Origin of the sequence: Sorangium sp. So ce887 (assembly GCF_051521455.1) — a bacterium.
Taxonomy (GTDB): Bacteria; Myxococcota_A; Polyangia; order Polyangiales; family Polyangiaceae; genus Sorangium.
The window spans coordinates 5,975,553-6,001,111 of record NZ_CP150354.1; the positions used below are offsets into that span (position 1 = coordinate 5,975,553).

General features: G+C 69.1%; 11 protein-coding genes and 1 tRNA gene. 8 read left to right on the plus strand and 4 right to left on the minus strand.

The window, feature by feature from the left end:
- Positions 1-21: 21 nt before the first annotated feature.
- Positions 22-4,014, minus strand: a complete 3,993-nt coding sequence (locus WMF36_RS22040) for a beta-ketoacyl synthase N-terminal-like domain-containing protein (protein WP_437581600.1) — start codon at positions 4,012-4,014, stop codon at positions 22-24.
- Positions 4,015-4,561: 547 nt separating this feature from the next.
- Between WMF36_RS22040 and WMF36_RS22045 the strand changes: the two genes are divergently transcribed.
- From WMF36_RS22045 to WMF36_RS22065, 5 genes are all read left to right on the plus strand, one after another.
- Positions 4,562-5,311, plus strand: a complete 750-nt coding sequence (locus WMF36_RS22045; RefSeq protein ID WP_437581601.1) for a polyketide synthase — start codon at positions 4,562-4,564, stop codon at positions 5,309-5,311.
- A 282-nt stretch (positions 5,312-5,593) separates the two neighbouring features.
- Positions 5,594-7,486 carry an ACP S-malonyltransferase gene (fabD, locus tag WMF36_RS22050; RefSeq protein ID WP_437581602.1) on the plus strand — a complete coding sequence of 631 codons (1,893 nt, stop codon included), beginning with the start codon at positions 5,594-5,596 and terminating at the stop codon, positions 7,484-7,486.
- Positions 7,483-17,226, plus strand: coding sequence for an SDR family NAD(P)-dependent oxidoreductase (locus WMF36_RS22055; RefSeq protein WP_437581603.1), 9,744 nt, complete (start codon positions 7,483-7,485; stop codon positions 17,224-17,226). The genes fabD and WMF36_RS22055 overlap by 4 nt, the downstream gene beginning before the upstream one ends.
- Positions 17,214-18,575, plus strand: a complete 1,362-nt coding sequence (locus tag WMF36_RS22060; protein ID WP_437581604.1) for a cytochrome P450 family protein — start codon at positions 17,214-17,216, stop codon at positions 18,573-18,575. The genes WMF36_RS22055 and WMF36_RS22060 overlap by 13 nt, the downstream gene beginning before the upstream one ends.
- The gene (locus WMF36_RS22065; RefSeq protein WP_437581605.1) at positions 18,572-18,760 is read left to right on the plus strand and encodes a hypothetical protein; all 189 of its coding nucleotides are present in this window, start codon (positions 18,572-18,574) and stop codon (positions 18,758-18,760) included. The genes WMF36_RS22060 and WMF36_RS22065 overlap by 4 nt, the downstream gene beginning before the upstream one ends.
- Here the strand turns inward: WMF36_RS22065 and WMF36_RS22070 are convergent.
- Together WMF36_RS22070 and WMF36_RS22075 are read right to left on the minus strand one after the other, a co-directional pair.
- Positions 18,732-18,806, minus strand: a tRNA-Glu gene (locus WMF36_RS22070). The two genes, WMF36_RS22065 and WMF36_RS22070, sit on opposite strands and share 29 nt — an antisense overlap.
- Positions 18,807-18,995: 189 nt before the next feature.
- Entirely contained in the window at positions 18,996-19,235 is a 240-nt protein-coding gene (locus WMF36_RS22075) for a hypothetical protein (RefSeq protein ID WP_437581606.1), read from the minus strand.
- A 267-nt stretch (positions 19,236-19,502) separates the two neighbouring features.
- On the opposite strand from WMF36_RS22075, the gene WMF36_RS22080 reads away from it, so the two are divergent.
- The 3 genes from WMF36_RS22080 (at position 19,503) to WMF36_RS22090 (ending at position 24,550) form a co-directional block, all read left to right on the plus strand.
- A complete protein-coding gene (locus WMF36_RS22080; RefSeq protein WP_437581607.1) occupies positions 19,503-21,563 on the plus strand; it encodes a TonB-dependent receptor plug domain-containing protein in 2,061 nt (686 codons plus the stop codon).
- Positions 21,560-22,627 carry an HmuY family protein gene (locus WMF36_RS22085; RefSeq protein WP_437581608.1) on the plus strand — a complete coding sequence of 356 codons (1,068 nt, stop codon included), beginning with the start codon at positions 21,560-21,562 and terminating at the stop codon, positions 22,625-22,627. The genes WMF36_RS22080 and WMF36_RS22085 overlap by 4 nt, the downstream gene beginning before the upstream one ends.
- 240 nt (positions 22,628-22,867) lie before the next feature.
- Positions 22,868-24,550 carry a hypothetical protein gene (locus WMF36_RS22090; RefSeq protein WP_437581609.1) on the plus strand — a complete coding sequence of 561 codons (1,683 nt, stop codon included), beginning with the start codon at positions 22,868-22,870 and terminating at the stop codon, positions 24,548-24,550.
- Between the two features lie 46 nt (positions 24,551-24,596).
- On the opposite strand, the gene WMF36_RS22095 is transcribed toward WMF36_RS22090, so the two are convergent.
- Positions 24,597-25,421, minus strand: coding sequence for a CBS domain-containing protein (locus WMF36_RS22095; RefSeq protein WP_437581610.1), 825 nt, complete (start codon positions 25,419-25,421; stop codon positions 24,597-24,599).
- Positions 25,422-25,559: the final 138 nt, after the last annotated feature.

Below are 25,559 nucleotides of genomic sequence, written 5' to 3' on the forward strand. Positions count from 1 at the left end.
ACATAGCGCAGAAAATCCACTCTAGAACTCTCCCCAGGCAAGGGCCTTCCTCGCCTCCGAAGCAGCGACGTCGATGGATACGGACTCGTCCAGGACGCTGTCGAGGAGCTGCTCCAGGGAAGGGTGCGCCCGCCCGTTCTGCAACATCGCGTTCTGCGGCGTCCCGTTCTGCGGCGTCCCGTTCTGCAGCGTCCCGTTCTGCGGCGTCCCGTTCTGCGGCGTCCCGTTCTGCGGCGTCCCGTTCTGCGGCGTCTTCGACGGGGCGGAGGCATTCGGGACCCAGTAGCGCTCGCGGGCGAACGGGTAGGTGGGCAAGGGGATCCGGCCGTAGGCCTCTCCCTCGAACAGCTTGCCGTACTCCAGCGAATAGCCCCGCACGTACAGCTCGGCCACGGCGGAGAGGCGCTCACGCCAGGCGGCCTCGCCGGCCCTCGAGCGCTCCGCGATGCACTGGTTGCCGTAGCGGCGGCGCTCCGCTTCCTCGCGGACACCGTTCTCGGGAACTTGCGCGTGGACCACCTGCCTCGCGCGGCCGGTCGCGAGCCACTCGCGCAGGGCCTGGCCCAGCTCGCTCGTGGAGCCCACCACGCAGGCGAGGCGATGGCTCAGGTGCTTGCGGCCCTCCAGCAACGTGTAGCTCACGTCGCCGCAGTCGAGCCCGGGCTCTCCCTCGCAGCGCGCCGCGAGGCGCTCCGCCTGCTGCCGCAGCTGCGCGTGGCTGAGCGCGGACAGCGCGATCAGATAGGCCGGCTCTTGCGCGTGGCGGCGCTCGGTCCTCGGCGCCTCCTCGATCACCATGTGGACGTTGGTCCCGCTGAAGCCGAACGAGCTGACGACCGCGCGCCGCTTCTGCCCCGGCTCCACCGTCCACGGCCGCAGGCGGTCGTTCACGTAGAAAGGGCTGCCCTGGAGGTGGATGTTCGGGTTGATGCTGCGGTAGTGCAGCGAGGCGGGCATCTGCTCGTGCTCCATCGACAGCAGGATCTTGAGAATGCCCGCGACGCCCGCCGCTGTGGCCGCGTGGCCGATGTTGGTCTTGACGGAGCCGATCGCGCAGAACCCCTCTCGGCCGGTGTAGTGGCGGAAAGCCTCGGTCAAGGCGCTCCACTCGATCGGGTCCCCGAGCTTGGTGCCGGTCCCGTGCGCTTCGACCATCTGGATGCTCTCGGGGTCGATCTGGAAGGAGTCGTACAGCGACCGCACCAGGCGCTCCTGCGACTTCGCGCTCGGCGCGGTGATACCGTTGCTCTGACCGTCCTGGTTCATCGCCGAGGCGCGGATCACGCCATGGATGTGGTCACCGGCGGCGACAGCGTCCGCGAGGCGCTTCAGCACGAGCACGCCCACGCCCTCGCCCGGAACGAACCCGTCGGCCCGCTCGTCGAACGTGTGGCACCGCCCGGTCGGGGACAGCATGCCGGCCCGCTCGGTCGACACGTAGAACTCCGGCGTGCACTGGATGAACACCCCTCCGGCGAGCGCGATCTCCGTCTCGCCCGACCAGAGCGCCTGGCACGCGAGGTGGATGGCGACGAGCGAGCTCGAGCAAGCGGTGTCGACCGCGATCGCCGGGCCTTGCAGGTCCAGGTAGTAGGAGATCCGGGCCGCGAGGATCGAGCTCGAGTTGCCCCAGAAGACCTGGGCCGGGAGCTTGCCCTTTTCGTCGATCAGGCGCTTGTAGTCGCTGCCCGCCGTCCCGACGTAAACGCCGAATCGCAGGCCCTGAACGGAGTCGCCGGCATGGCCAGCGTCCTCCAGGGCCCTCCAGGACTCCTCGAGGAAGACCCGCTGCTGCGGGTCCATATACGTCGCTTCGAGGCCGGAGATGTTGAAGAAGAGCGGGTCGAACTTGTCTATGTCATCCAGGAAGCCGCCCGTGTTGCAGATGCTCCTCTTCTCCGCCAGCGGAGTCCCCTGGTAGGACTCGACAAGGTCCCAGCGCGTCACGGGGGTGATCAGGTCCGTGCCCGCCGCGAGGTGGCTCCACAGCTGGCGCAGGTCCTCCGATCGAGCGAACCTGCCGCTCATGCCGATGATCGCGATGGCTCGATCGCTCGAGGCCGTCGCCTGTGCGGCGGGAACAGGCAAGGGCGCGGGGGGCGGGCTCGAGGCCCGGCTCTCGACCCGCCCCGGTCGTGCCGCCGCCGCGGGCGGGGGCGGGGGCGCCGCGGGCGCCGGCACGGCCGCCGGCGGCGCCTGGGGTCCAGGCGATGTCAGCGAGGGCCGGTGCTCGCGCACGATGTGCTGCGACAGCTTGTCCACGCTGCCGTGGTCGAACAGCGACGTCGTCGGCATCTGGATGCCGCATCGCTTGTTGAGCGTCTTGACCAGGCGAACGCCGACGATCGAGTCCACGCCGTAGTCGGCGAAGCTGCGATCGTTCCGGATGCTGCCCGCATCCATCTTCAGGGCTCTGGCGACGCTCTCGCGAACGACCGCCTTCACCGCGCCGAGCAGGGAGTCCTCCAGGCTCCCCTCGCCCGGCGCGCGGCTCGCGGCCTGCATCGGCGGCGGGGGCACCGGCGCCCGCGCCGGCTTTTGCTCGCGCTCACTCACGATGAACCGCGACAGCTTGTCCACGCTGCCGTGGTCGAAGAGCGACGTCGTCTGCATCTGGACGCCGCACCGCTTGTTGAGCGCGTTCATCATGCGAACACCGATGATGGAGTCCACCCCGTAATCGGCGAAGCTGCAATCGTCGCGAATGCTGCGTTCGTCGAGCTTCAGCGCCTCGCTCACGACCTGACGGACGATCCGGCGCACCTCGTCCAGCAGCTGCTCCTCCGACAACGCCGCGCCCCGAGCCGGCGGTCGGGGTGGAGGCGACGCCGCCGGGCGCGGCCCCGCGCCAGCCGCGCTCGGCGCCGGCTGGCGGACGATGCCGTCGCTCTCGGCGACGATCAGCTGGTGACCGTACTCGTGCAGCCGCTCGAGCGGGAAGCGGACGGAGCGGTACCCCTCCATCTCCAGGGCGTGCCGCCACAGGGAGGGCGGGAGGCCCGGGCTGCCCTGGAGGCGCAGCTCCGGATCCTGGAACAGCCACCACCCCTCCAGGAGCCCGAAAGTCAGGTGCAGCCAGAGCGCCCCGTCGCTGATCTCGTTCACGAGGAGCAGGCCGTTCCTCTGCAGGAGCGCCTTCGCATTGCGCAGCGTGTTCCGGATGTCCTTCGTCGCATGCAGGACGTTCGTCGCGATCACGAGGTCGTACTGCCCCTGCGCGACGCCCTGCCCCGCGACCGGGAGCTCCACGTTGAAGGGCTGGCACCGCAGGAACGGAGTGTCCGGCCCGTACGTCTCCTCCGCGTGAAGCAGGAAGGCGCGGGAGATGTCCGTGTAGCAGTACTCGGCCACATGCTGGCCATACGGCTTCAGCTCGCGGAGGACGACGGCGCTCGTGCCGCCGGTCCCGGCGCCGATCTCGAGGATCCGGACCTGCGCCGACGCGCTCTGCCGCAAGCGCTCCTGGACGAAGAGCCTCGCCGCGTCGGCCAGCACTTCATTGAAGAGGCGAGCCGGGAACGTGTCCCGGTAAACCCCCTCGACGAGCTCCATCGAGGCGTTGGGGAACATCACGTCGGTCGAAAGCCGCTCACCCCTCAGGACGTCGGGCAGCGCCCGCAACATCGCCTCGGCCAGGACCACCTTGCTCTTCAGGTCCGGGGTGACCAGCCACCCGGGCTTGCGCTGCTCCCACCGCTGCCAGGCGGCCCCTGCGCTCGACGCGTGGCGCCCCGCGACCGCGAACGCGTCGCCGTGCGCGACGAGGAAGCCTCGTTCGCGCAGGCGCCGCAGCGTCTCCCGGAACCAGAGCTGATGGCGGGGGTCGAGCCGGTCCGGCTGCGCGAGGAGGTCGATGGACAGCAGCTGATGCAGCAGCAACTCGCAGAGGAGCCCGTCCAGCTCCCGGAGCTCGGCGCTCAAGCTCGGCGTGACAAGGTCGACCCCGGCGATCGACCCGGGGAGGTGCCTGTCCAGCTGCTCGATGACCGAGGGATAGCGCTCCCCGTAGGCCAAGAGCCGTCCTCGCCTGTCAACTCCGAGAGCCTCATTCAGTAGGATCATCCGAACCACGCCTCTGTGATCGGGTCCAAGTCCCGGTTGCGGATGCCCACGGTCGGTCGAACCCGGGAGGCAGCTCTGCCCCGCCCTTCTCCAGGCACCCGAGGGATGAGTCCGCCCGCAGCCGGCTGCTTCCGCATTGCGCGGGCCATGCCATTGCCGGATTTCCGTGGCTCTGGAAGTTTCGCCGCGGCCCACAGCCTGGCCATCGCGACTCCCAGCCCCTCCCAAGGGAGGGGTTCACGCCAGGTTTCCGTTAGTTTTCGTCAGAAAATTCCTTCTTTCAGTATCGCTCATTTTCTGACAAAGGAGCCCTTCAAGTCAATCCCTTTCTTGACATTTGTGACGAAATCTTGGATTTCTCGTGACATGCGGCTTTCTCCGTAGTAAAAGGCAGACCGGGAGTCTTGAGCTCACGTTCGAGCGACGCGCTCATCTCGGTTTCCTCCCGTCACGCTCGCCGTCGAGAGCCGCACCGCGGATCGACGAGGACCTTGAGCCAATGTCCGACTCCGTCATCGACGCGCGAGAAATCGAGCCCGGCATCGTCCAGGTCACGATGCAGGACCGAGCCCAGAAGAACGCGCTCTCCCGGGAGCTGGTGGCGGGACTGCACCAGGCCTTTGCCGCGATCGACGAGAACGAGCGCTGCAAAGCGGTCGTCCTCACCGGCTACGACAACTATTTCTGCACCGGCGGCACGAAGGACGGGCTGCTGAGCATCCAGGGCGGAGAGATGCAGTTCACCGCCCTGCACCTTCACAGCCTGGCGCTGGACTGCAAGGTCCCGGTCATCGCGGCCATGCAGGGGCACGGCATCGGCGCGGGCTTCACGATGGGGCTGTTCGCGGACCTCGTCGTCCTGAGCCGTGAGAGCGTATACACGTGCAATTACATGAACTTCGGGTTCACCCCGGGGATGGGGGCCACATTCATCGTCCCGAAGAAGCTGGGCATCAGCCTGGGCGAGGAGATGCTGTTCACGGCGGGCCGGTACATGGGGGCCGAGCTGGAGCGGCGCGGCGTGCCGTTCCGGGTCGTACCTCGCAACGAAGTGCTGACCGTGGCCCTGGATGTTGCCCGTTCCCTGGCCGAGAAGCCGCGCCTCTCGCTGATCATGCTCAAGGACAACCTGGTCGCGAGCCTGCGCGCGGAGCTCCCCGCCGCGATTGCCCAGGAGGTGAAGATGCACGAGGCGACCTTCCACCTGCCTGAGGTCAAGGACCGTATCAACGCCCTGTTCGGAAAATAAGCGAGATCATCGAGGCACGCTGCAGAGGGACAAGGACCGGCTCCTTGCGTAAGCCTGAAAGGATCGGATGAAGATGAGGGAGCATCTCTGGTTCGTCCTCCGGAGAGCACGAGGCTCATGAGCCGGTCTTGACATCGAGCGCCCACCTCGTGGAAGGCGGAGACCCCTCGTGGCCGACCCGATCGAGGACATCGATGGCCGCATGGCGGTGCCGGGCGGCCATCACTGCACCGGAGCCTCTGGCAAGCAGAGGCTGCCATCATCCGAAAGTCGAATCGAAGAATGACAACACGCTCGATCGTCTTCATGTTCTCCGGCCAGGGCTCGCAGTATTACCAGATGGGCAAGGAGCTCTTCCGGACGGTTCCGGCGTTCCGGCAATGCATGCTCCGCCTGGACGAGCGGGTGAAATCGGCGATCGGCGTCTCCGTCCTGGACCACCTGTACGACGAGAAGCGGCGGCTGAGCGACAGGTTCGATCGCACGCTGCTCACCCACCCGGCGATCTTCATGGTGGAGTACGCCCTGGCGCAGGCGCTGATCGACAGCGGCGTTCGGCCGGACTACGTCGTCGGCGCCAGCATGGGCGAGCTCACCGCGGCGGCGGTGGCGGGCGCCCTGCCGGCCGACGATGCGCTGGAGCTGGTGATCCAGCAAGCCAGAGCGCTGGAGACCCACGCTCGACCCGGCGCGATGCTCGCCGTCATCCACGATCCCGAGCTCTATCGGCGAGACCCCATGCTCTCCAGCAACAGCGAGCTGGGCTCCGTGGTGTTCGACGCCCAGTTCGTCGTGAGCGGCACGCAGGATCACCTGCTGCAGATCGAGAGCCATCTGAAGAGGCGCGACGTCGTCTGCGTCTCCCTCCCGGTCACTCACGCGTTCCACTCGTCACTGATCGATCCGGCGGGCCCCCACTACCAGCGAGTCCTCGACGCCTCCGCGATCGGCGCGCCGCGCATACCGATGATCTCGTCGGTGGACGGCAGGCCGCTGGAGCGGGTGCCCCGGCACTATTTCTGGGACGTCGTCCGCCAGCCGATCCAGCTGCCCAAGGCGCTCCTGGAGCTGGAGCGGCAGCAGAACCACGTGTACCTGGATCTCGGCCCGGGGGGCACGCTGGCCAACGTGATCAAGCGGAACATCACGCCGCGTACGCAATCGGCGGGATTCGCGACAATGACGATGTACCACCAGGACGTCAAGAACTTCAATCTCATCGTCGAAACGTGGGCGCGCCAGCCACCGGCCCCGGCCCCAGCGCCCGTACGGCCCGCGGCTCCCGCCGCCGCCCCCGTGAGGTCGCAGCCGGCGCGCCAGCTGACCGCCTACGTGTTCCCGGGGCAGGGCTCGCAGGTGCGCGGCATGGGCGGCGCCCTGTTCGACGAGCTCGCCGATCTGACCGCGAGGGCCGACCGGATCCTCGGCTACTCGATCAAGGACCTGTGCCTGAACGACCCCGAAGGGCGCCTGGGCCAGACCCAGTACACCCAGCCGGCCCTCTACGTGGTCAACGCGCTGAGCTACCTGAAGAAGGTGAGAGAGACGGGGTTCACGCCGGACTACGTGGCAGGCCACAGCCTGGGCGAATACAACGCGCTGTTCGCGGCGGGGGTCTTCGACTTCGAGACCGGGCTGAAGCTGGTCAAGAAGCGCGGTGAGCTGATGAGCCAGGCGCAAGGCGGCGGCATGGCCGCCGTCGTCGGCCTCACCAAGGACCAGGTGCAGGACGTGCTGGAGAAGAACGGGCTAACCAGCATCGACCTCGCGAACTACAACTCGAGCAGCCAGCTCGTCATCGCCGGGCTGAAAGACGACATCGCGAACGCCCAGCCGATCTTTCAAGCCGCGGGCGTGCGCGCTTATATCCCGCTGAAGGTGAGCGGCGCGTTCCACTCGCGCTACATGGCGATCGCGGAGCGGAGCTTCGAGGCGTACCTGGACACCTTCACCTTCTCGCCGCTGTCGATCCCGGTCATCTCGAACATCCACGCGAGGCCTTACGAGCAAGCCGAGGCCAAGCGGAACCTGGTCAAGCAGCTCACCCACCAGGTCAAATGGTTCGACAGCATGCAGTACCTGCTCGCGCTGGGCGAGATCGACATCCATGAGGTCGGACCCGGGAACGTCCTGACCAAGCTCACCACGGCCATCCGCCGTGAAGCACGATCATGACCACCGAACGAAAGCAGGACATTGCGATCATCGGAATGGCCTGCCGGTTTCCGGACGCCGCGAGCCCTCCGCAGTACTGGCGCAACCTGGCGCAGGGCAAGAGCGCCATCCGGACCGTCCCGCCGGATCGCTGGAGGTGGGAGGACTACTTCGGCGACCCGCAGAAGGAGGAGAACAAGACCAACAGCAGGTGGGGCGGCTTCATCGAGGATGTCGACAAGTTCGATCCGCGCTTCTTCTCGATCTCGCCGAAAGAGGCGAACTACATCGACCCGCAGCACCGCCTGTTCATCGAGGCGGCCTGGCACGCGATCGAGGACGCCGGCTACGCGCCGAGTGAGCTGTCCGGCAAGAAGATCGGCGTCTACGCGGGCGTCTCGAAGAACGATTACGCGGAGCTGATCGGGACCAAGATCAGCGCGTTCGTCTCCACCGGGACCGTGCACTCGATCCTGGCCAACAGGGTCTCGTACTTCTTCAACTTCCACGGCCCCAGCGAGGCGATCGACACGGCGTGCTCCAGCTCCCTTGTGGCGCTGCACAACGCCGCCCGCGACATCCGGGACGGCGAGTGCGAGGCGGCCATCGTGGGCGGCGTCAACGCGCTGCTCAGCCCCCGGATGTACATCTCGCACGCGAAGTCGGGCATGTTGTCGGCGGACGGGCAGTGCAAGACGTTCGATCAGGCGGCCAACGGGTACGTGCGGGGTGAGGGCGTCGGTGTCCTTTTGCTCAAGGCGCTCGACGTGGCGCTCTCGGACCGGGATCAGATCCTGGGCGTGATCAAGGCGACGGCAGTAAACCACGGCGGGAAGGCCAACTTCCTGACCGCGCCCAACGTGTCCGCGCAGGCGGACGTGATCTACGCCGCCCTGAAGAAGGCCGACGTCGACCCGCGCAACATCACCTACGTCGAGGCGCACGGCACGGGAACTCCCCTGGGGGACCCGATCGAGATCAACGCCCTGAAGAAGGCGTACGAGCAGTACTTCAAGCACAAGAACGTCACGCCGCTTCATCACTACTGCGGGCTGGGATCGGTGAAGACGAACATCGGCCACCTGGAGAGCGCCGCGGGCATGGCCTCGATCATCAAGGTCCTCCTCGCGATGAAGCACGGCGTGCTCCCGCCGGTGGTGAACTTCCACAAGCTCAACCCCTACATCAGCCTGGACGGGTCGCCGTTCTACATCCTCGAGCGGAGCACCGAGTGGAAGAGGCGTGAGCTCGGCGGCGAGCTGCAGCCGAGGCAGGCGGCCGTCAGCGGGTTCGGCATGGGTGGCGTGAACGCGCACGTCATCCTCGAAGAGGCGACGAAGAGGAGCCCGCGCCTCGGAGAGAGCGCCGGGAAGAAGCTGATCCTCCTCTCCGCCAGGGAGGGGCGAGTCCGCGCGCAGGCGCAGCAGCTCCTGGATCACCTCCGCTCGGAGGAGGGCAAGGAGCAGCCCCTGGAGGACATCGCTTTCACGCTGATGTTCGGTCGAGCCGAGTTCCCCGAGCGGCTGGCCTGCGTCGCGAGCAGCACGGAGGAGCTCGCGAACCAGCTGGAGCGCTTCCTCCAGGGCGAGCTCCCGGCGTCGTGCCACGCGGGGACGGCGTCCGGGAGCCAGCGCCATGCCCCGGTGACGGGCGATCTCGCGGAGCTCGCGCACCACTGGGTCAGCGGCGCCGAGATCGAATGGGAGGTCGCGTCGTTCCACGGACATCGCGTCTCGCTCCCCGGCTATCCGTTCGCCAGGCAGCGCTGCTGGTTCGAGGAGAGCCCCCCTGCCCCTGCCGACGAGCCAGCGCCAGCTGCAGGCCCCGCGGAGCGGCCCGCGGCGAGCGGCGCGCGCGACGTCACGGTCCATGCCGCCGATGAGATGATCCGGGACCATGTCGTTCGGGGCGAGAAGATGCTCCCCGCCGTGGGCTACCTGGAGCTGGTCCGCCAAGGCCTGCCGCCCGAGGCGCAGGCGTGGAGCTTCTCCAACCTGTACTGGTTGACGCCCACCCGCTTCGACGAGACCTCGCGGAATCTGACGATCGAGAGGGCGGGCCGGATCTTCACGATCAAGACCGGCGCCGAGGTGCACTGCCAGGGCAGCATCGAGGCGCAGCCCGCGCTCCCGCCGAGCGAAGCGCTCGACCTCCAGGCGATCTTCGCGCGTTGCTCGTCATCGAGCGGGAAAGACGAGCTGTACCGTCTGTTCGCCCGCAACGGCCTCGAGTACGGCCCGTCGTTTCAGGTCCTCGACACGCTGCGCTGGAACGAGCAGGAGGCGGTCGGCACGGTCGACACAGAGAACGCGAGCCGCTGCGCGGCGGGCATCCTGGATGGCGGACTGCAGTCGGCGGTCGGGCTGAGCGTCAGCAACGAGACGGCGGGCGGGGCGCAGTTCGTGCCCTATTTCGCGGAGCGCTTCCACCAGTCAAGCCGCCTCGCGGACGTGCGCCATTACTACGTGAAGCAGCAGCAGACCGCCGCGAAGGGCGTGATCGCCTTCGACGTCTTCTACTGCGACGGCAGCGGGCAGGTGCTCGCCGTCCTGCGCAAGCTCACGAAGCGTGCCCTGGAGACGAGCCGGGGCGCGATCCACTACTACACCGCTGGCTGGCGCGAGGACCCGGGAGCCGCCGGCGCCCCGGCCGTCTCGGGGGCGCTCCTCATCAACGGCGAGGTTGAGCTGGACGCCGGCACCCCGCGTCGCGCGCTTCAGCTGGGCAAGGCCCCTGGCCCGGAGGAGATCGCGAGCGCACTCGCACAGGTGCGCTCGAGCCAATTCGACTTCAGCCACGTCATCGTCCGGGCCGTCGATCCGGGCCGCGGAGATCTGCAGACGCTGCTGCTGCTGGCCCAGTCGCTGATCAAGGCCAGGCTGAAGCACGCGATCAAGCTCCTCTACGTCGGCCCGGACAGCGGGGCCGCGGAGCTGCCGTACCTGTTCGCGGCGGGCGGCCTCGCCCGCACCTTGAAGTACGAGTATCCGCGCATCGACCTCGAGGTGATCGGCTTCGACAAGGGCGTGGACTGGGGGCAGGCGCTGCGCAACGAGCTGCGTCTCCGGGTCGCGCCCCTTCATGAGGTCCTCTACCGGGGCGGCCGGCGCTTCTCGCGAGCGATCACCAGCGTGGACGTGACGGGCCCAGAGCAAGACCTCCCGCTCCGGAGAGGCGGGGCCTATCTGATCACCGGAGGAGCGGGCGGGCTTGGCCAGATCTTCGCGGAGCTCCTCGCGGGGACCTGGCAGGCGCGCCTGGCCCTGCTCGGCCGCCGGGCGCGGGACGGAAGGATCGACGCCTTGCTGGCGTCGATCGAGAAGCTCGGCGGGTCGGCCGTCTATCTACAGACCGATATAGGAGACGAGCGAGCCCTGATCGGAGCGGTGGGCGCGGCGCGGGAGCAGTTCGGGTCGATCAACGGCGTGCTCCAGGCCGCAGGGGTCATCGAGGACGGCTTCATCCTGCGCAAGTCGGCCGAGTCATTCGGGAGGGTTATCCAGCCAAAGATCCAGGGGACGGCGCTGCTGGATCGCGCGACGGCGGAGGACGACCTCGACTTCTTCGCGATGTTCTCGTCGGTCGCCTCGCTGATGCCGAACCAGGGGCAATGTGACTACGCCTCCGGCAACAGCTTCCTCGATCATTTCGCCGCCTACCGCCAGCAGCTCGTGGCGGCGAACCAGCGGAGCGGCCTCTCGCTGGCGCTCAACTGGCCGCTCTGGGCGAGCGGCGGCATGCAGGTCACGGACGAGGAGAAGCGACACCTGCTGCGCGTCTTCGGAATGCAGCCGCTCTCCACCGAGAACGGCCTCGCCCTGTTCCAGAAGGCGCTCCGGGTCGCCGGAGGTCAGGGCCTGGGACAGCTCGCCGGGCTCGAGGGGGACAAGGCCAAGATCGACGAGCACTTCCACGTCAAGCAGCGCCCCGTCGTGGGCGGCGTGCCGGAGGAGCTGCTCCCGAAGCTCGTCCGGAGAGACCTCTACGGCATCGTTGCCCAAGCCTTCCGGGTCCCGCCCGGACAGGTCCGAGCCAACACGTCGTTCGCGGAGCTCGGGGCCGAGTCGCTCTCGCTGCTCACGATGACCCGGCTCCTCAACCACTGTTTCGCGATCGACTTCAAGCCGACGCTGTTGTTCGACTACGGGACGGCCCAGCAGATCGAAGACCACATCCTGCAAGACAAGCGGGACGACGCGCGGCAGAGCTACGAGAAGCTCGGCTCCACGGGCGCGCTCTACCGCACCACGAGCCTGATCGATCTCGACAAATCCGACGCGAGCCAGGGGGCCTTCCAGCGCCGCTACGACAACCACGAGTTCTATATGGTCGACCACGTGGTGGGCGGCAAATACAACGTGCCTGGCGCGTGCTACATCGAAATGGCCCGCCAGGCTGGCTGCCTGGCGCAGCCGGGCCAGAAGGTCGCCAGGCTGACCAACAACTACTGGGCGAAGCAGCTCTCCTCCAGCGGCGAACCGTTCCTCGCGTACCTCGGCCTGGAGCGGAAGGACGGGAGAGCGGACTACACCATCTACAGCAAGGACGAGGCGGGACAGCAGGTCACCCACGCGACCGGAACCATCCATTATGCCTCGTTCGAGGAGGGGAGCGGGGCGGCCGCCGACCTGGACCTCCGGGCCATCCGCGAGCGCTGCACGACCCGCCGGACGCGCGAGGAGGTGTACGAGCAGATCCATGCGGAGGGCTTGAAGGTCGGCCCGACCTTCATGCCGATGCAGGGCATCGTGCTCAGTGAGCGGGAGGCGCTGGCGACGCTGGAGCTGCCGGAGGCGATCGAGGAGACCTACTGGGACTACCTCCTGCATCCGACCATGCTGACGGGCGTCTTCCAGACGGCGCTCATCAACAACCGCATCCACGGCGACGATCAGCGCGACTTCATCCCGATCGCGATCGAGGGCATCGAGGTGCTGCACCCGATTCCGAGGCGATGCCTGGTGTACTCGGAGGCCAGCCCGAAGACCGTCCACAACCGGGACATCAAGAAGTTCGACCTGACCCTGTGCGACGAGTCCGGTCACGTGCTCGCGAGGCTGACGGACTTCGCGTTGAAGACGACCGTCTCCTCCAGGGAGGCGACCCCGTCCAGAGAGGCGCCCCCGCGGGTCGCCGAGGCCACGCCCGCAGGGAGCACCGACGACTTCCAGCCGCGGGTGCTGGCGTACCTGAGGAACCTGCTCGCTCCGGTCCTCGGCATCGAGCCGTCCGCATTCAAGGCGAACGAGTCGTTCGATGCGTACGGCATCAACTCCGTGCTGATCCTGGAGCTGAACAAGGTCCTGGAGGGAGAGCTCGGCGGCGACCTGTCGCGGACCCTGTTCTTCGAATACAAGAACCTCGCCGAGCTCTCCAGCTACCTCGCGGAGGAGCACCGCGAGGCCCTCGCCGGCAACCTCGGGGCGCCGCCGGCGCGCACGGAGCCGGCGCGCACGGAGCCGGCGCGCACGGAGCCGGCGCGCACGGAGCCGGCGCGCACGGAGCCGGCGCGTGCGGAGGAGCCGATCTTCGCCCCGCTCCCCGCGCGGGTGAAGCAGCTCGAGCCTGTCCCGGTGGTGCCCGTCGCGGCAGCGCCCGCCCCCCCGGAGATCGCGATCATCGGTGTGGCCGGACGTTATCCGCATGCGGACACGCTCGAGGCCTTCTGGGCGAACCTGAAGGCCGGCCGCGACAGCATCGAAGAGATCCCGCCCGATCGCTTCGACTATGCCCCGTTCTACGACCCGGACCGGAGCGCGGGAAAGCTGTACGGCAAGTGGGGCAGCTTCATCGCCGACATCGACAAGTTCGACCCGCTGTTCTTCAACATCTCGCCGCGCGAAGCCGAGCAGATGGACCCGCAGGAGCGGCTCTTCCTCCAGACCGTCTGGCACACGCTGGAGGACGCTGGATACACCCGCCACGCTTTGCGCGGCAGCAAGGTGGGCGTGTTTGTCGGCGCGCTCTGGCAGCCGTACCTCGAGCTGGCCGTGCTCGCGCGCCAGCAAGGCGATCCGGTCGGGCCGAGCACCTTGCTCTACAGCATCGCCAACCGCGTCTCCTACTGCTGCGACTTCAGAGGTCCGAGCATGGCGGTCGACACGGCCTGCTCGTCCTCGTTCACGGCCCTGCACCTGGCCTGCCAGAGCATCCGGAGCGGTGAGAGCGAGCTGGCGATTGCAGGCGGGGTGAACCTGTCGGTCGGAGCGAGCAAGTACCTGTTCCTCAGCCAGAACAACTTCCTCTCCTCCGACGGCCGCTGCCGGAGCTTCGGCGCGGGAGGCGACGGCTACGTGCCCGGCGAGGGCGTGGGGGCCGTGCTGCTCAAGCCGCTGCACAAGGCCGCGCAGGACGGCGATCACATCTACGGCGTGATCAAGGCGACCGCGATCAACCATGGCGGCAAGACCAACGGCTACACCGTTCCGAATCCGAACGCCCAGGCCGAGATGATCCGGGAGGCGCTGGAGCAGGGCCAGGTCCACCCGCGCGCGATCTCCTACGTCGAGGCGCATGGAACCGGGACGGCCCTGGGCGATCCCATCGAGATCACCGGGCTGACCAAGGCGTTCTCCAAGCAGACCAAGGAGCGGGGGTACTGCGCGATCGGTTCGGTCAAGTCCAACATCGGACACCTGGAGGCGAGCGCGGGCATCGCGGGACTGACCAAGGTCCTGCTCCAGATGCAGTATCGTCAGATCGCGCCGTCGCTGCACTCGGCGGTGAAAAATTCGAACCTCGATCTGGCGCACACCCCGTTCGTCGTCCCGCAAGAGCTGATCGAATGGAAACGCCCGGTGGTGGAGCTCGACGGGGTCGAGAAGGAATACCCGCGCATCGCCGGGATCTCTTCGTTCGGAGCGGGCGGCTCGAACGCCCACGTCCTGGTCGAGGAGTACATCCCGGGGAGGAGCGCCCGCGCGAGCGCCCCCGAGCCCCTGCCCGTTGTGATCGTCCTGTCCGCCAGGAACGAGAGCCGCCTGCGCGAACGAGCGAGGCAGCTGGCCGAGGAGATCCAATCCGGCCGATACACGGACGATGACCTGGTAGACATCGCCTACACGCTCCAGGTGGGGCGTGAGGAGATGGAAGAGCGCCTGGCGCTGGTAGCGAGCTCCCTTCGAGAGGTGGAAAAGAAGCTCGATGGCTTCCTGCAGGGCCGTCCGGAGACTGACGGCCTGTACCGTGGTCAAGCGGACGGTGGCCGGGAAATCCTCGGCGTGTTCGGCGACGACGACGAGGATCTCCAGGATATCGTCGGCAAGTGGATGCGCCAGAGGAAGCACGCGAAGCTCGCCAAGCTCTGGGCATCCGGCCTGTCCGTGGGGTGGAGCCGGCTCTACGGCGAGACGAGGCCGCAGCGGATCTCCCTGCCGGTCTATCCATTCGCCAAGGAGCGCTACTGGCTGCCGGAGACGGCAACGTGGGATGCGAACGCGATCGCCGCTCGCGCCGTGACGGAGAGGACCGCGGCGCGGGCGGGCTCGGTGACGGGCGCCGCCCTGCATCCGCTCGTGCAGGAAGACACCTCAACTCCGGACGAGCTCCGGTTCTCGTCGACGTTCGATGGACGGGAGTTCTTCCTGGCCGACCACATCGTCGACGGGCGGGTGATCCTCCCGGGCGTCGCCTACCTGGAGATGGCGCGCGCCGCCATCGCCCAGGTGATGGCAGCGGACGGCGCCGAGCCCAGGGCGATCCGCCTGCACGATGTGGTCTGGATCCAGCCGATCGTCGTCCACGCCCGGGACCGGCGCGTGCACGTCGCGCTGGAGCCGCAAGGAGATCGAACCTTCCGGTTCTCGATCCATGACGGCGCGGAACACCTGGAGGAGGAAGCTCCCTTTTCCCAGGGGCTCGCCTCGATCACGTCGATGACCGGGGCGCAGGCGGCTCCGTTCATCGACCTCGCAGCCGTTCGGGCGCGCTGCGTACGGAAGGCGATGACCCACGAGCAGTTTTACGAGACCATGCGGGCCAAGGGCTATCATCACGGCCCTACCCTGCGAGGGGTCGAGGCCGTCTACTTCGGAGCGGGCGAGGCGCTCACCAGGTTCTCCTTGCCAGCGCCGGCCGAGCCGACCGAGCACCAGTTCGTGCTGCACCCGAGCATGCTGGACTCGCCGATCCAGGTCGGGATCGGCATCGCCCTGGACTTCGCCGCCGACCCGCACCGGACCCGCCGGACCGTGCTGCCGTTCTCCCTGGATGGGCTCGAGATCTTCGCCCGCTGCCCGCAGAGCATGTGGGCGGTGCTGACCGACAGCTCGGACTCGGATGCCAGCACCCGCAAGCTGGACATCGACCTGTGCGACGAGCGCGGCATGGTGTGCGTGCGCATGAGGGGGTTCGCCTCTCGCGTGCTGGAGAAGCGACCGAGCGTCGATGGAGCCCACCCAGAGGTGCAGGAGCAGGCCGTCATGCTCAGCCCTGTCTGGGAGCCGGTGCACGTGGAGGGCGGCCCGCAGCACCCCACGCCGACCGAGCGGGTGGTCATCGTCGCCGAGCCGGGACGCAACCGGGCGATGCTCCAAGCGCACCACCCCGCGGCGCTGATCGTAGAGCTCGGCCGCCACGACACGATCGAGGCGATCACGAGCAGGCTGCGCGCGTGCGGTTCCATTGAGCACGTGATCTGGATGGCGCCCGACGCACCCGTCAGCGGCGCCGAGGACGAGGCGATCATCGCGTCGCAACGGGACGGTGTCCTGCAGTGCTTCCGGATGGTGAAGGCGCTGCTCGCCCTGGGCTACGGGACGCGCTCGCTGGGCTGGACGGTGATCACGGTCCAGAGCCAGGCGCTCCACGCGCGCGACGTGGTGAACCCGGCGCACGCGAGCGTCCACGGGTTCATCGGCTCGCTGGCGAAGGAGTATCCGGGCTGGAGCATTCGTCTGGTCGATCTTCCGCGCGAGGGTGCCTGGCCGCTGGCGGAGGTGTTCAGGTTGCCGCCGGACGAGAAGGGCAACGCGCAGGCTTACCGCCACGGCAGGTGGCATGCGCAGCAGCTGCTCCCGTTCGAAGCGGCCGAGTCGTTCGCCGGCAAGGTACCGTATCGCACGGGGGGCGTCTACGTTGTGATCGGGGGCGCGGGCGGCATCGGCCATGCGTGGACGGAGTACATGATCCGTCACCACCGGGCCCATGTGGTCTGGATCGGCCGCCGCGCCAGGGACGCGGAGATCCAGCGGAAGCTTGATCTCATGGCGGCACTCGGCCCCGCGCCGCTGTACATCTCGGCCGACGCGACCGACCGGGACGATCTGCTCCGCGCCTGTCGGGAGATCAAGCGGCACCACGCGGCGATTCACGGCGTCCTCCACTCGGCGATCGTGCTGAACGACCACTCCCTGGCGAACATGCCGGAGAGTCAGTTCGAGGCTGCGCTGTCGGCGAAGGTGGACGTGAGCGTGCGCATCGCGCAGGTGTTCCGGGAGGAGCCGCTCGACTTCGTGGTGTTCTTCTCGTCGTTGAACTCGTTCCTGAAGCCGCCGGGACAGAGCAACTACGCGGCGGGCTGCACGTTCAAGGACGCATTCGCCTCTCAACTGGCCAAGCAGTGGCCCTGTGCCGTCAAGGTGATCAACTGGGGCTTCTGGGGGAGCATCGGCGTCGTGGCATCCGATGTCTACCGCGCGAGGATGGCCCAGATCGGCATGGGCTCGATCGAGCCCGAGGAGGCGATGGCGGCGATGGAGACGGTGCTCGCGATGCCTCTGAACCAGCTCGCGTTCCTGAAGTCCCGGCAGTGGATGACGTAGTCGAGACGATAGGCCGGTTCTCCATCACCGGAATCGCGCAATCTCAGCTCTGGAACGCAAGACATTGGACGTTCCTGTCGTCTCTACTAGAATCCACGCCCAAGATGGACATCGGACGTGAATTCTCTTCACCTTCTCCCCGGGTATTGAAGGATCCCTACGCGTTCTACGCCCAGCTGCGGAAGATGGGGCCCGTCATCCCGATCACCCACCCCGTGCTCGGGAAGGGATACCTGCTCACACGGAACGAGGATGTGTTCAGCGCCCTGAAGGATCCGCGGCTGGTCAACAATCGTGCCAATGCCGTGGAGGGCGCCGCCGGCCTCCTGGAGCGCTGGTGGATACCGGGGATCCTCCGGCTCCTCCAGAAGATCATGCTGATGCAGGACGAGCCGGATCACCGCCGCCTCCGGGACCTCATCCACAAGGCCTTCACCCCGCGCATGCTCGAGCGCCTGACCCCCCGGATAGATGAGCTCGTCGACGAGCTGCTGGACAAGGCCGCGAAGAAGCCCGTCGCCGACCTCATCGACGACTTCACCCTGCCCCTCGCGCTGAACCTCATCTCCGAGATGCTGGGCGTCCCCGAGCACGAGCGCCTGTTCTTCTGGCGTGCGCAGAGCCGGCTCGTCGAAGGCCTGGCGAGCGGCAACGTCTCCGGGCTCATCCTCGCCTATCCCACCGCGATCCGACTGGCTCGCTTCTTCCGCCGGCTGATCGCGCTGCGCCGCGAGCAGCCGGGCGACGATCTGACGTCGGCGCTCATCCGTGCGGAGCAGGCGGGGGATCGTTTCACCGAGGATGAGCTCATCTCGATGATCTTCATGCTGCTCCTCGCCGGGCATGACACGTCCATGAACTTCATCGGCAACGCGACGCTCGCGCTCCTGGACCACCCCGCCCAGCTCCAGAAGCTGCACGACCACCCCGAGCTGATCGACTCGGCCGTCGAGGAGCTGCTGCGCTACGCCGGCCCCGTGGGACACGCTGCGCCGCGGTTCGCCCGGGAGGACGTCGAGATCCAGGGCTACAAGATCCCGAAGGGGAGCCTGGTGCTGATGCTGTTCGAGTCGGCGAACCGCGACGAGGCGGCGTTCGTGGACCCTGACCGGCTGGACATCACGCGGACCCCGAACCGGCACGTGGCGCTCGGCTACGGCATTCACTACTGCGTGGGAGCGCCGCTGGCTCGGTACGAGGGCCGGAGCGCGTTCCTCAAGCTGGTGCGGCGCTTCCCGAACATGCGCCTGGCGGTGCCCCGGGAGACGCTGATCTGGCGCAAGAACCTCGCCATGCACGGGCTGAAGTCCCTGCCCCTGCACCTGTCGCCGTCCAGCGCGAGGTCATGAGCGGCGCCGAGGCCGGCGCACCGGCGGTCCTCGGCGGCCCGCTGCGGTTCACGCCCCTCGAGACCCCGGAGGGCCAGCGCTACCGGATCGAGGGCGTCCTCGCCCTGGAAGCCGTGGTCGCTATCGAGGGCAACGAAGTGCGTGCAGTACAGGCAGCGTCCCCAGCGGGATTCGAACCCGCGTAGCAGCCTTGAAAGGGCTGAGTCCTGGGCCGGGCTAGACGATGGGGACCGGCGATGCGGCGCGGGAAGCTACCGTCCGTCGTCGAGCAATGCAAGCCCAACTCGCATCGCCCGTTCCGTCCGCGGTCCCGCCCCCCGCGAAGCCCGCGGCGCGAGCCGGCCGCTCGGCGGCTCGTCACGGCGGGCTTCCCGAGGGAAGGCGCCGGTCCTCGTGGACCCGCTACCCGCTGCGGCGGGGTCAACCGGAGTGAGCCGGCGTCCACGCGGGAGCGTCGCTCGCGGGGAACGAGTCCTCCACGGTCTCGTCCACCTTTTGTTCCGTCTCCTTGTCCGCCGTGGCCTGGTGGCCCTCCACGGGGTCCCCCGGGACGTGCCTGCGTTGCCCGCCCCCGGCCTTCCGCTCCTGCGAGGGCGCGTCGGCGGCGCTCCTGGACGTCTCGGCCCCTCGTTCCTCCGATCCCTTCTCGTTCGTCTTCATGCGCACCTCCTCGGGTTCATGCGCACCTCCTCGGGCTGTTCCGGCGTCTCCAGACCACCTGGAGCCGTCGAGGCGCACCGCAAGGGGGCCAACCGGGCGCCGGTGAGCTCGGCAGGGCTCGACGCAACCGCGAACCCCTGGACGACCGCGCTGAATCGGGCGACCATGCGAGCCGCGCCACCCACCTTGCGCCACACAGGCAGACACCTTCCCCATGCTTCCGCTGCTGCCCCTCGGGCCTGCCGTTCCGACGTCCCAGGGAGGACCGTGCATCGCCCTCGGCGCCTGACGCGCCCCGCGCTGCTCGCCTTCTGCCTTTTCCCGGCGCTCCTCTCCGCCGCCCCTTCGCGCCCTGCGCTCGCGCAGCTTCCGCCTGCGCCGCCCTCTCCGCCCTCGCCTCCGCCCTCCCCCGCCCCGCCTCCCCTCGAGGTCGTCGTCACCGGCACCCGCACCCCCGAGAGCAGCCAGCGCGCCACGGTGCGCACGCGCGTCATCACCCGCGAGGAGGCCGAGCGCCGCGGCGCCACGAACGTCGGCGAGGCGCTCGACGGTGAGCTCGGCGTCCAGGTCAACCCGAGCGCCTACGGCTCCCTTGGCAACCCGAGCGCCATCCAGATCCAGGGCTTCGACCTCGACCGCGTCCTCGTCCTCGAGGACGGCGAGCGCGTCATCGGCGACAGCGGCGGCGCCATCGACCTCTCCTCCCTCCCGCTCAGCGACGTCTCGCGCATCGAGCTCGTCACCGGACCGACGAGCTCGCTCTACGGCGCGAGCGCCATCGGCGGCGTCGTCAACGTCCTCTCCGCTCCCCCGGCCCACCCGGGCTTCAGCGGACGCGGCCGCGTCGAGGGCCGCAGCCGCGCCGGGCTGCTCGTCCAGGGATCCGGCGCCTACCGCGGCGAGCGCGCCTGGGCCAGCGCCGACGCCTCGTTCCAGCGCGAGGACAGCCTCTCCCTCCTCGACGACAGCGCCGCCACCACCCTGCCCGAACGCGCACAGCACCTCGTCGGCCTACGCGCCGGTGCCGACCTCGGCCGCGGCATCGACGTGCGCCTCCGCGCGCGGTGGATCCACGACGAGCAGGACGGCATCGAGCAGCCGCCGCAGCTGCCAGGCCTCCCCGTCTACCTCTACGACCTCCCCGAGGTCACCGACCGCGTCACCCTCCACCTCACCGAGACGCTCGACCTCGGCGGCGGCTCCAACCTGCGCCTCGCCGCCGGCCGGCAATGGGCCTTCCGGACGAGCGGGCGCGACCTGCGCGGCTCGCCCTTCGCGGAGACGCGCGACCGCACAGGCACCCTGCAGAGCTACGAGGCCATCGCCACCGTCGCCCAGGGACAGCTCACCTGGGTCGCCGGCGTGCGCGCCGAGGTCGAGTCGCTCACCCAGGAGCGCGATCGCACCGAGGTCTCCACCTCGGGCATCTCCGAGAGCGCCATCGATGAGGTGCCCCACACCGAGCTCGGCAGCGCCGCGCTCTACGGCCAGCTCGCGTGGAAGCTCACCGATCGACTCACCCTCATGCCCGGCGTCCGCGGCGAGTACTGGCCGCGCTACGGCGGCGTCATCGCCCCGCGCCTCGCGCTCGCCTACCGGCCCGCGCCGTCGCTCACGCTGCGCATCTCCGGCGGCCGAGGGTTCCGCACGCCCAGCGCGAAAGAGCTCGGCTTCTCGTTCGATCACTCGGGCCTCGGCTACATCCTCGAGGGCAATCCGAAGCTCGCCCCGGAGACGTCCTGGGGCGCGAACGGCGATGTCACATGGATCCCCAGGGAAGGCCTCACGGTGCGCGCCGGCGCCTTCGCGAACTGGGTCGACGACCTGATCGACATCAACCCGAGACCCATCCGCTCCTCCGGCGGCGTCGACACGTATACCTACAAGAACGTCGCCAAGGCGCGGACCGCAGGCGTCGAGCTCTCGGCGACGTTCCAGGCGGCGTCGTGGCTCCGCGCCGAGGCCGGCTACGCCTACCTCTGGACGCGCAACAACGACACGGCCAATCCCGGGCAGCCGCTCTCCGGCAAGCCGCCGCACACAGCGCAGGCGGCCCTCCGCGCCGGCCTGCCCTTCCAGATCGAGCTCGTCACCCGGCTGCGGACGATCTCCAGCGCGTTCATCGAGGAGGGCCTGCGCGCGCCCGGCTTCACCACGCTCGACGCGCGGCTCGCGCGGCCGCTCTGGCCTTCATCGCAGGCCTACGTCGGCGTCAGAAACCTCCTTGGCGCGCAGAAGGATCCTGACCGCCGCGGCGATCACCGGCCCCTCGAGGGGCGCACCGTTTACCTCGGCGTCGTCGCCGGGCTACCCTGGGAGGATTCATGACAAGAGGATCAGTCGCCATAGCGCTTCTCCTGCTCGCACCGGCGTGCAGCAGCGGGGACGAGCAGATCACCGAGGACGGCACGCTCCTCGAGATCGAGGTGCCGGCCTCCGGCCGCGTCTTCCTCCAGCTCGCCACGCCGGAGGTCGTCGTCCCGGCCGGCGACGCCGCGGCGTCCACCGAATGGGACCTCGCGTTCTCGGGGTACGACGTCCTCACCAACAGCGGCCTCAGCGGCCCCGGTGATGGCGGAGCGCTGCCGATCAGCCTGGAGGACTACCGAGCAGGCCAGCTGCCGAGCACCCCCTTCCTGCTCCAGGACGAGGCCGGCGGCGCCTTCACGCGCTGGTACGCCTACGACGGCGAGACGCACGTCGCCTTCAGCCGCTATCACATCCAGGCGATCGAGCACGAAGGGCGGTACTGGAAGCTCCAGATCCTCTCCTTCTACGGCGAGGTGGACGGGGCGCCGGTCACGGGGCTCTACCAGCTCCGCTATGCCGAGGTGCTCCCCGACGGCTCCGGTCCGACGGTCGACATCAAGGATCTCGACGCGACCGCGGGCGGCATCGAGCAGGTTGACACCGCGCCGAGCGCTTGCCTCGACCTCGCCGGCAACCAGCAGCTGATGCTCACGCCGGAAGAGGCGCGCGCGTCGACGGCGTGGCACGTCTGCTTCCGCCGGTCGCTCGTCAGCGTCAACGGCGAGCTCGGCGGCCCCGGGACCGCGCGCGGCGCCGACCTCCAGGAACAGGAGGAGCGCTCCGAGGCGCTCGCCGAGGTCAAGGAGCGGACCGCCGAGTCGGAGGAAGCGCGGTTCAACGCCGCCGACCACGCCGCCCTCACCGATCCCGCGGTCGCGTACCGCGGCGACCACATCGCCACGGCCTTCACGGGGCGATGGCTGGCTCCCGGGTCGAGCCCCCCCGCCCCGGCAAAGGACGCCGCATGGCTCGTCCAGAGCGCAGACGGCCAGTCGCGCTTCGTCGCCGTGATCGAGCGCTTCGAAGGCGCGACCGACGTTTCCCCAGAACGGGTGATAATGCGCGTCAAGCAAGTGGAATGACCTCCACTCCCGTGATCTTGCGCCGCGGGACGTCACGAAGGTGCGCGGCGCGTGACATCGCGCCAGGACCCAAGCATACTGCGCGCGCGGTAAGGGACGCCCTTACCCACGATAAGGAGTACGCTTATGACAGAGTCGCTTGCACCCGCATCGCGCGCCAGAGGTCCGTTTCGCGAGAATGGGACGCTGGACGATGAGCGCGGGGCAACGCGGGCGCGCCGTGGGGGCCTGCTCCCCGCGGTGGCGCTCGCCGCGGGGGCCGCGCTGGCCGCAGGCGCCTGCGGCGGCAGGGTGGTGGTCGACGGGTTCGAGCCCACCGACGGCGCCGGCGGCTCCGGAGAGACGGCGAGCTCCGCCACGCCAGGATCATCGGGCGTCGGTCAAGGGGGCGACATCGGCGAGGGCGGCGCACCGCCGATTCCGCCCCTCGTGAAGCAGGAGTTCGGTCTCGTCGCCGGGGAGGCCGTCGCGGTGGTGGTCCCGCCCGGCACCCTCGGCATCACGGCCGTCGCTCAGCTCCTGACCTCGCCGCCGAGCTGGGAGCCGATCGGGATCAAGAGCATCACCGGACCTGACGGCAGGCTGCTGGTGACGGACTACTCGATTCCGGGCACCATGGCCCTCTTCTACAACCAGGGCATCGGCACGGCGGCCGTACCCCAGACTGGCACGGCTGCAACCGTGCCACTTGTGCCAGGCACCTACTGGATCGCGGCCGGCGACGGCAGCTCCGGCCCCCTGGCGGCGCCGGCGCGCCTCTCGGTGTGGCGCCGTCAGACGCTCGACGGGCGCTTTCACGGCGGGAAGATCGACATCAACGCCTTCATCGCCGGAAACGCGATCTCCGAGGAGTACATGCAGCGCGCGCTGCTCGCCGCCTACAGGGGGTTCGTGGGGCTCGACGTGGGCAGCATCACCGTCCATCACATCGGGTCGGAGTGGGCGAGCGTCGACGAGGAGCGCCTCCCCGGCGTGCTCGAGCAGACGGCCGGCGCCCTCGGCAGGCCGGCGCTCAACGTGATCGCGGTGTCGGAGTTCCACGGGCGGCTCGCGGGCGCGGCCGGCGCGACGCCCGCCGCCCCTGCGGTCGCGGTCGAGCACGGGACCCACCTCAGCGGGATCGTCGTCACGCTCTTCGAGGACCCCGGGGTCGACACCATCATCCTGCGCCACGAGCTCGGCCATTTCGCCGGGCTGTTCCACACCACCGAGTTCGACGCCGGCTTCGCCGATCCGCTGGACGACACCTCGCAGTGCGACGACGTGCTCTCGCAGCTCGAGGGCTGCCCCGATTTCGACAACATCATGTTTCCGACGGGGGGCGACCTCTCGAGCACCATGACGCCGCAGCAGACGACGATCGTGCAGGCGAGCGCGCTCTACCGGGGGATCGTCGAGGACGGCGGCGGCGCGGCGGCTCCGCTCCCGGCCGGCCCGGGTACGCCGGCGAGCGGAGCGCCCGTGGCGCCGCCGGCCCCGAGCGGGGACGCCCGGGCCGCGGCGCCCGGCCGCCGCGCCTGGGGGGCGGCGCTCCCGCCGCGCGCCGCGATCCTGCTCGGGGGGCACTTCTGCGGGCACAGCGCGGCCGGGGGCGCGGGCTTCTTCGCGCGGCTCGGCGCGGCCGGCGGCGCCGACGCCGACCAGCTGCTCGCGGTCGGCCGCGATGAAGGCGCGCCGGTGCACGCCAGGGCGCGCGCCCTCGCGGCGGCCGGCCGCTCCGCCGCGGCCTCGGCGCCCCCCGCGCGCGTGGTCGCGGAGCTCCAGGCCATCGCCGCGGACCCGCGCCTGCCGCGGCCGACGCGGCTCGGCGCGATCCAGGGGGTCGCCTCCGCGTCGCCCGCCGCCGCCCGCGCGCTCGCCGCGCGCCTGATCGCCGATCCCGATGAGGTGGTCGAGCGGACGGCGATCCGCGCGGCGCGGTGATCCGCGATCGTGCCGAGATCCCGGCTTTTGAGGACAGCTTATTCGTCTAGCCGGCCTTGGCCCTCGCGGCCATGGAGATGAGGCCCGTCCCGGCGACGGCGCGCGCGAAGTCCAGGCCCGTCAGCACGCCGCGGAGCCGTCGCCCCTGCACCACGAGCACGCGCCGCGCCTGCGACGCGTGCGCGGCGGCTGCGGCCCGGTGGAGCGGCGTCCGGGCGTCGAGACAGACCATGGCAGGGCTCATCACGTCCTCGACCGGCGAGTCCGACAGCACGCCGTGCGCGAGCAGCGCCTCGGTCTGGGTGAACATCCCCACCGGCCAGCCGCCCGGGTCCACCACCACGAGCCCGCTCACCTGCGCCGTCGTCAGGCGGTCGGCGGCCAGCGCGAGCGGCGCTTCGAGCGGGATCGTGTACGCGGGGGCCGACATGAGCTCGGCGATCGGCGTCGCCTCCCGCGACTCGACAAGGGCCAAGAGGAGATCCTTCGTGCTGAAGACGCCGGTCAAGGTGGCGTCGTCGCGAACGAAGACGCGGTGGATGCGGTGCTTCAACAGCACGCTCGCCGCCTGGACGACCAGCGTCGTGCGCCCGACCGTGATGATCCCTGGGCGCAGCACGTCGCGCGCCGGGACGTCGGGCAAGGTGAGCAGCATTCCGCGGCTGTTGGTCTTCGTCTCGAACTGGCCGAGCCGGAGCAGGTCGGTGCGCGACAGCACGCCCAGCGCACGCGACGCCGCATCGACGATGGGTACGCAGGAAATTGCGTGCTCGCACAACGAGCGGTGGACCCCGGGCAGGAGGGTCGTGTCGGGCGCTGTGATGACTTCGCAGGTCATGTAACGCGAGACAGGTGTCGCAAAGCGCATCATGGGGAGGATTCCTCAGAGGACGCCGGCGCGGGTCTCGGGCAGGCGGCGCGTGAGCGCGCAGCAGACGGGAGCAAGAAGCGATCCGTAATGCCGCAACGTGCGGCCGCGCCCGGCCGCCTTTGAGCGAAAGGCGTGACG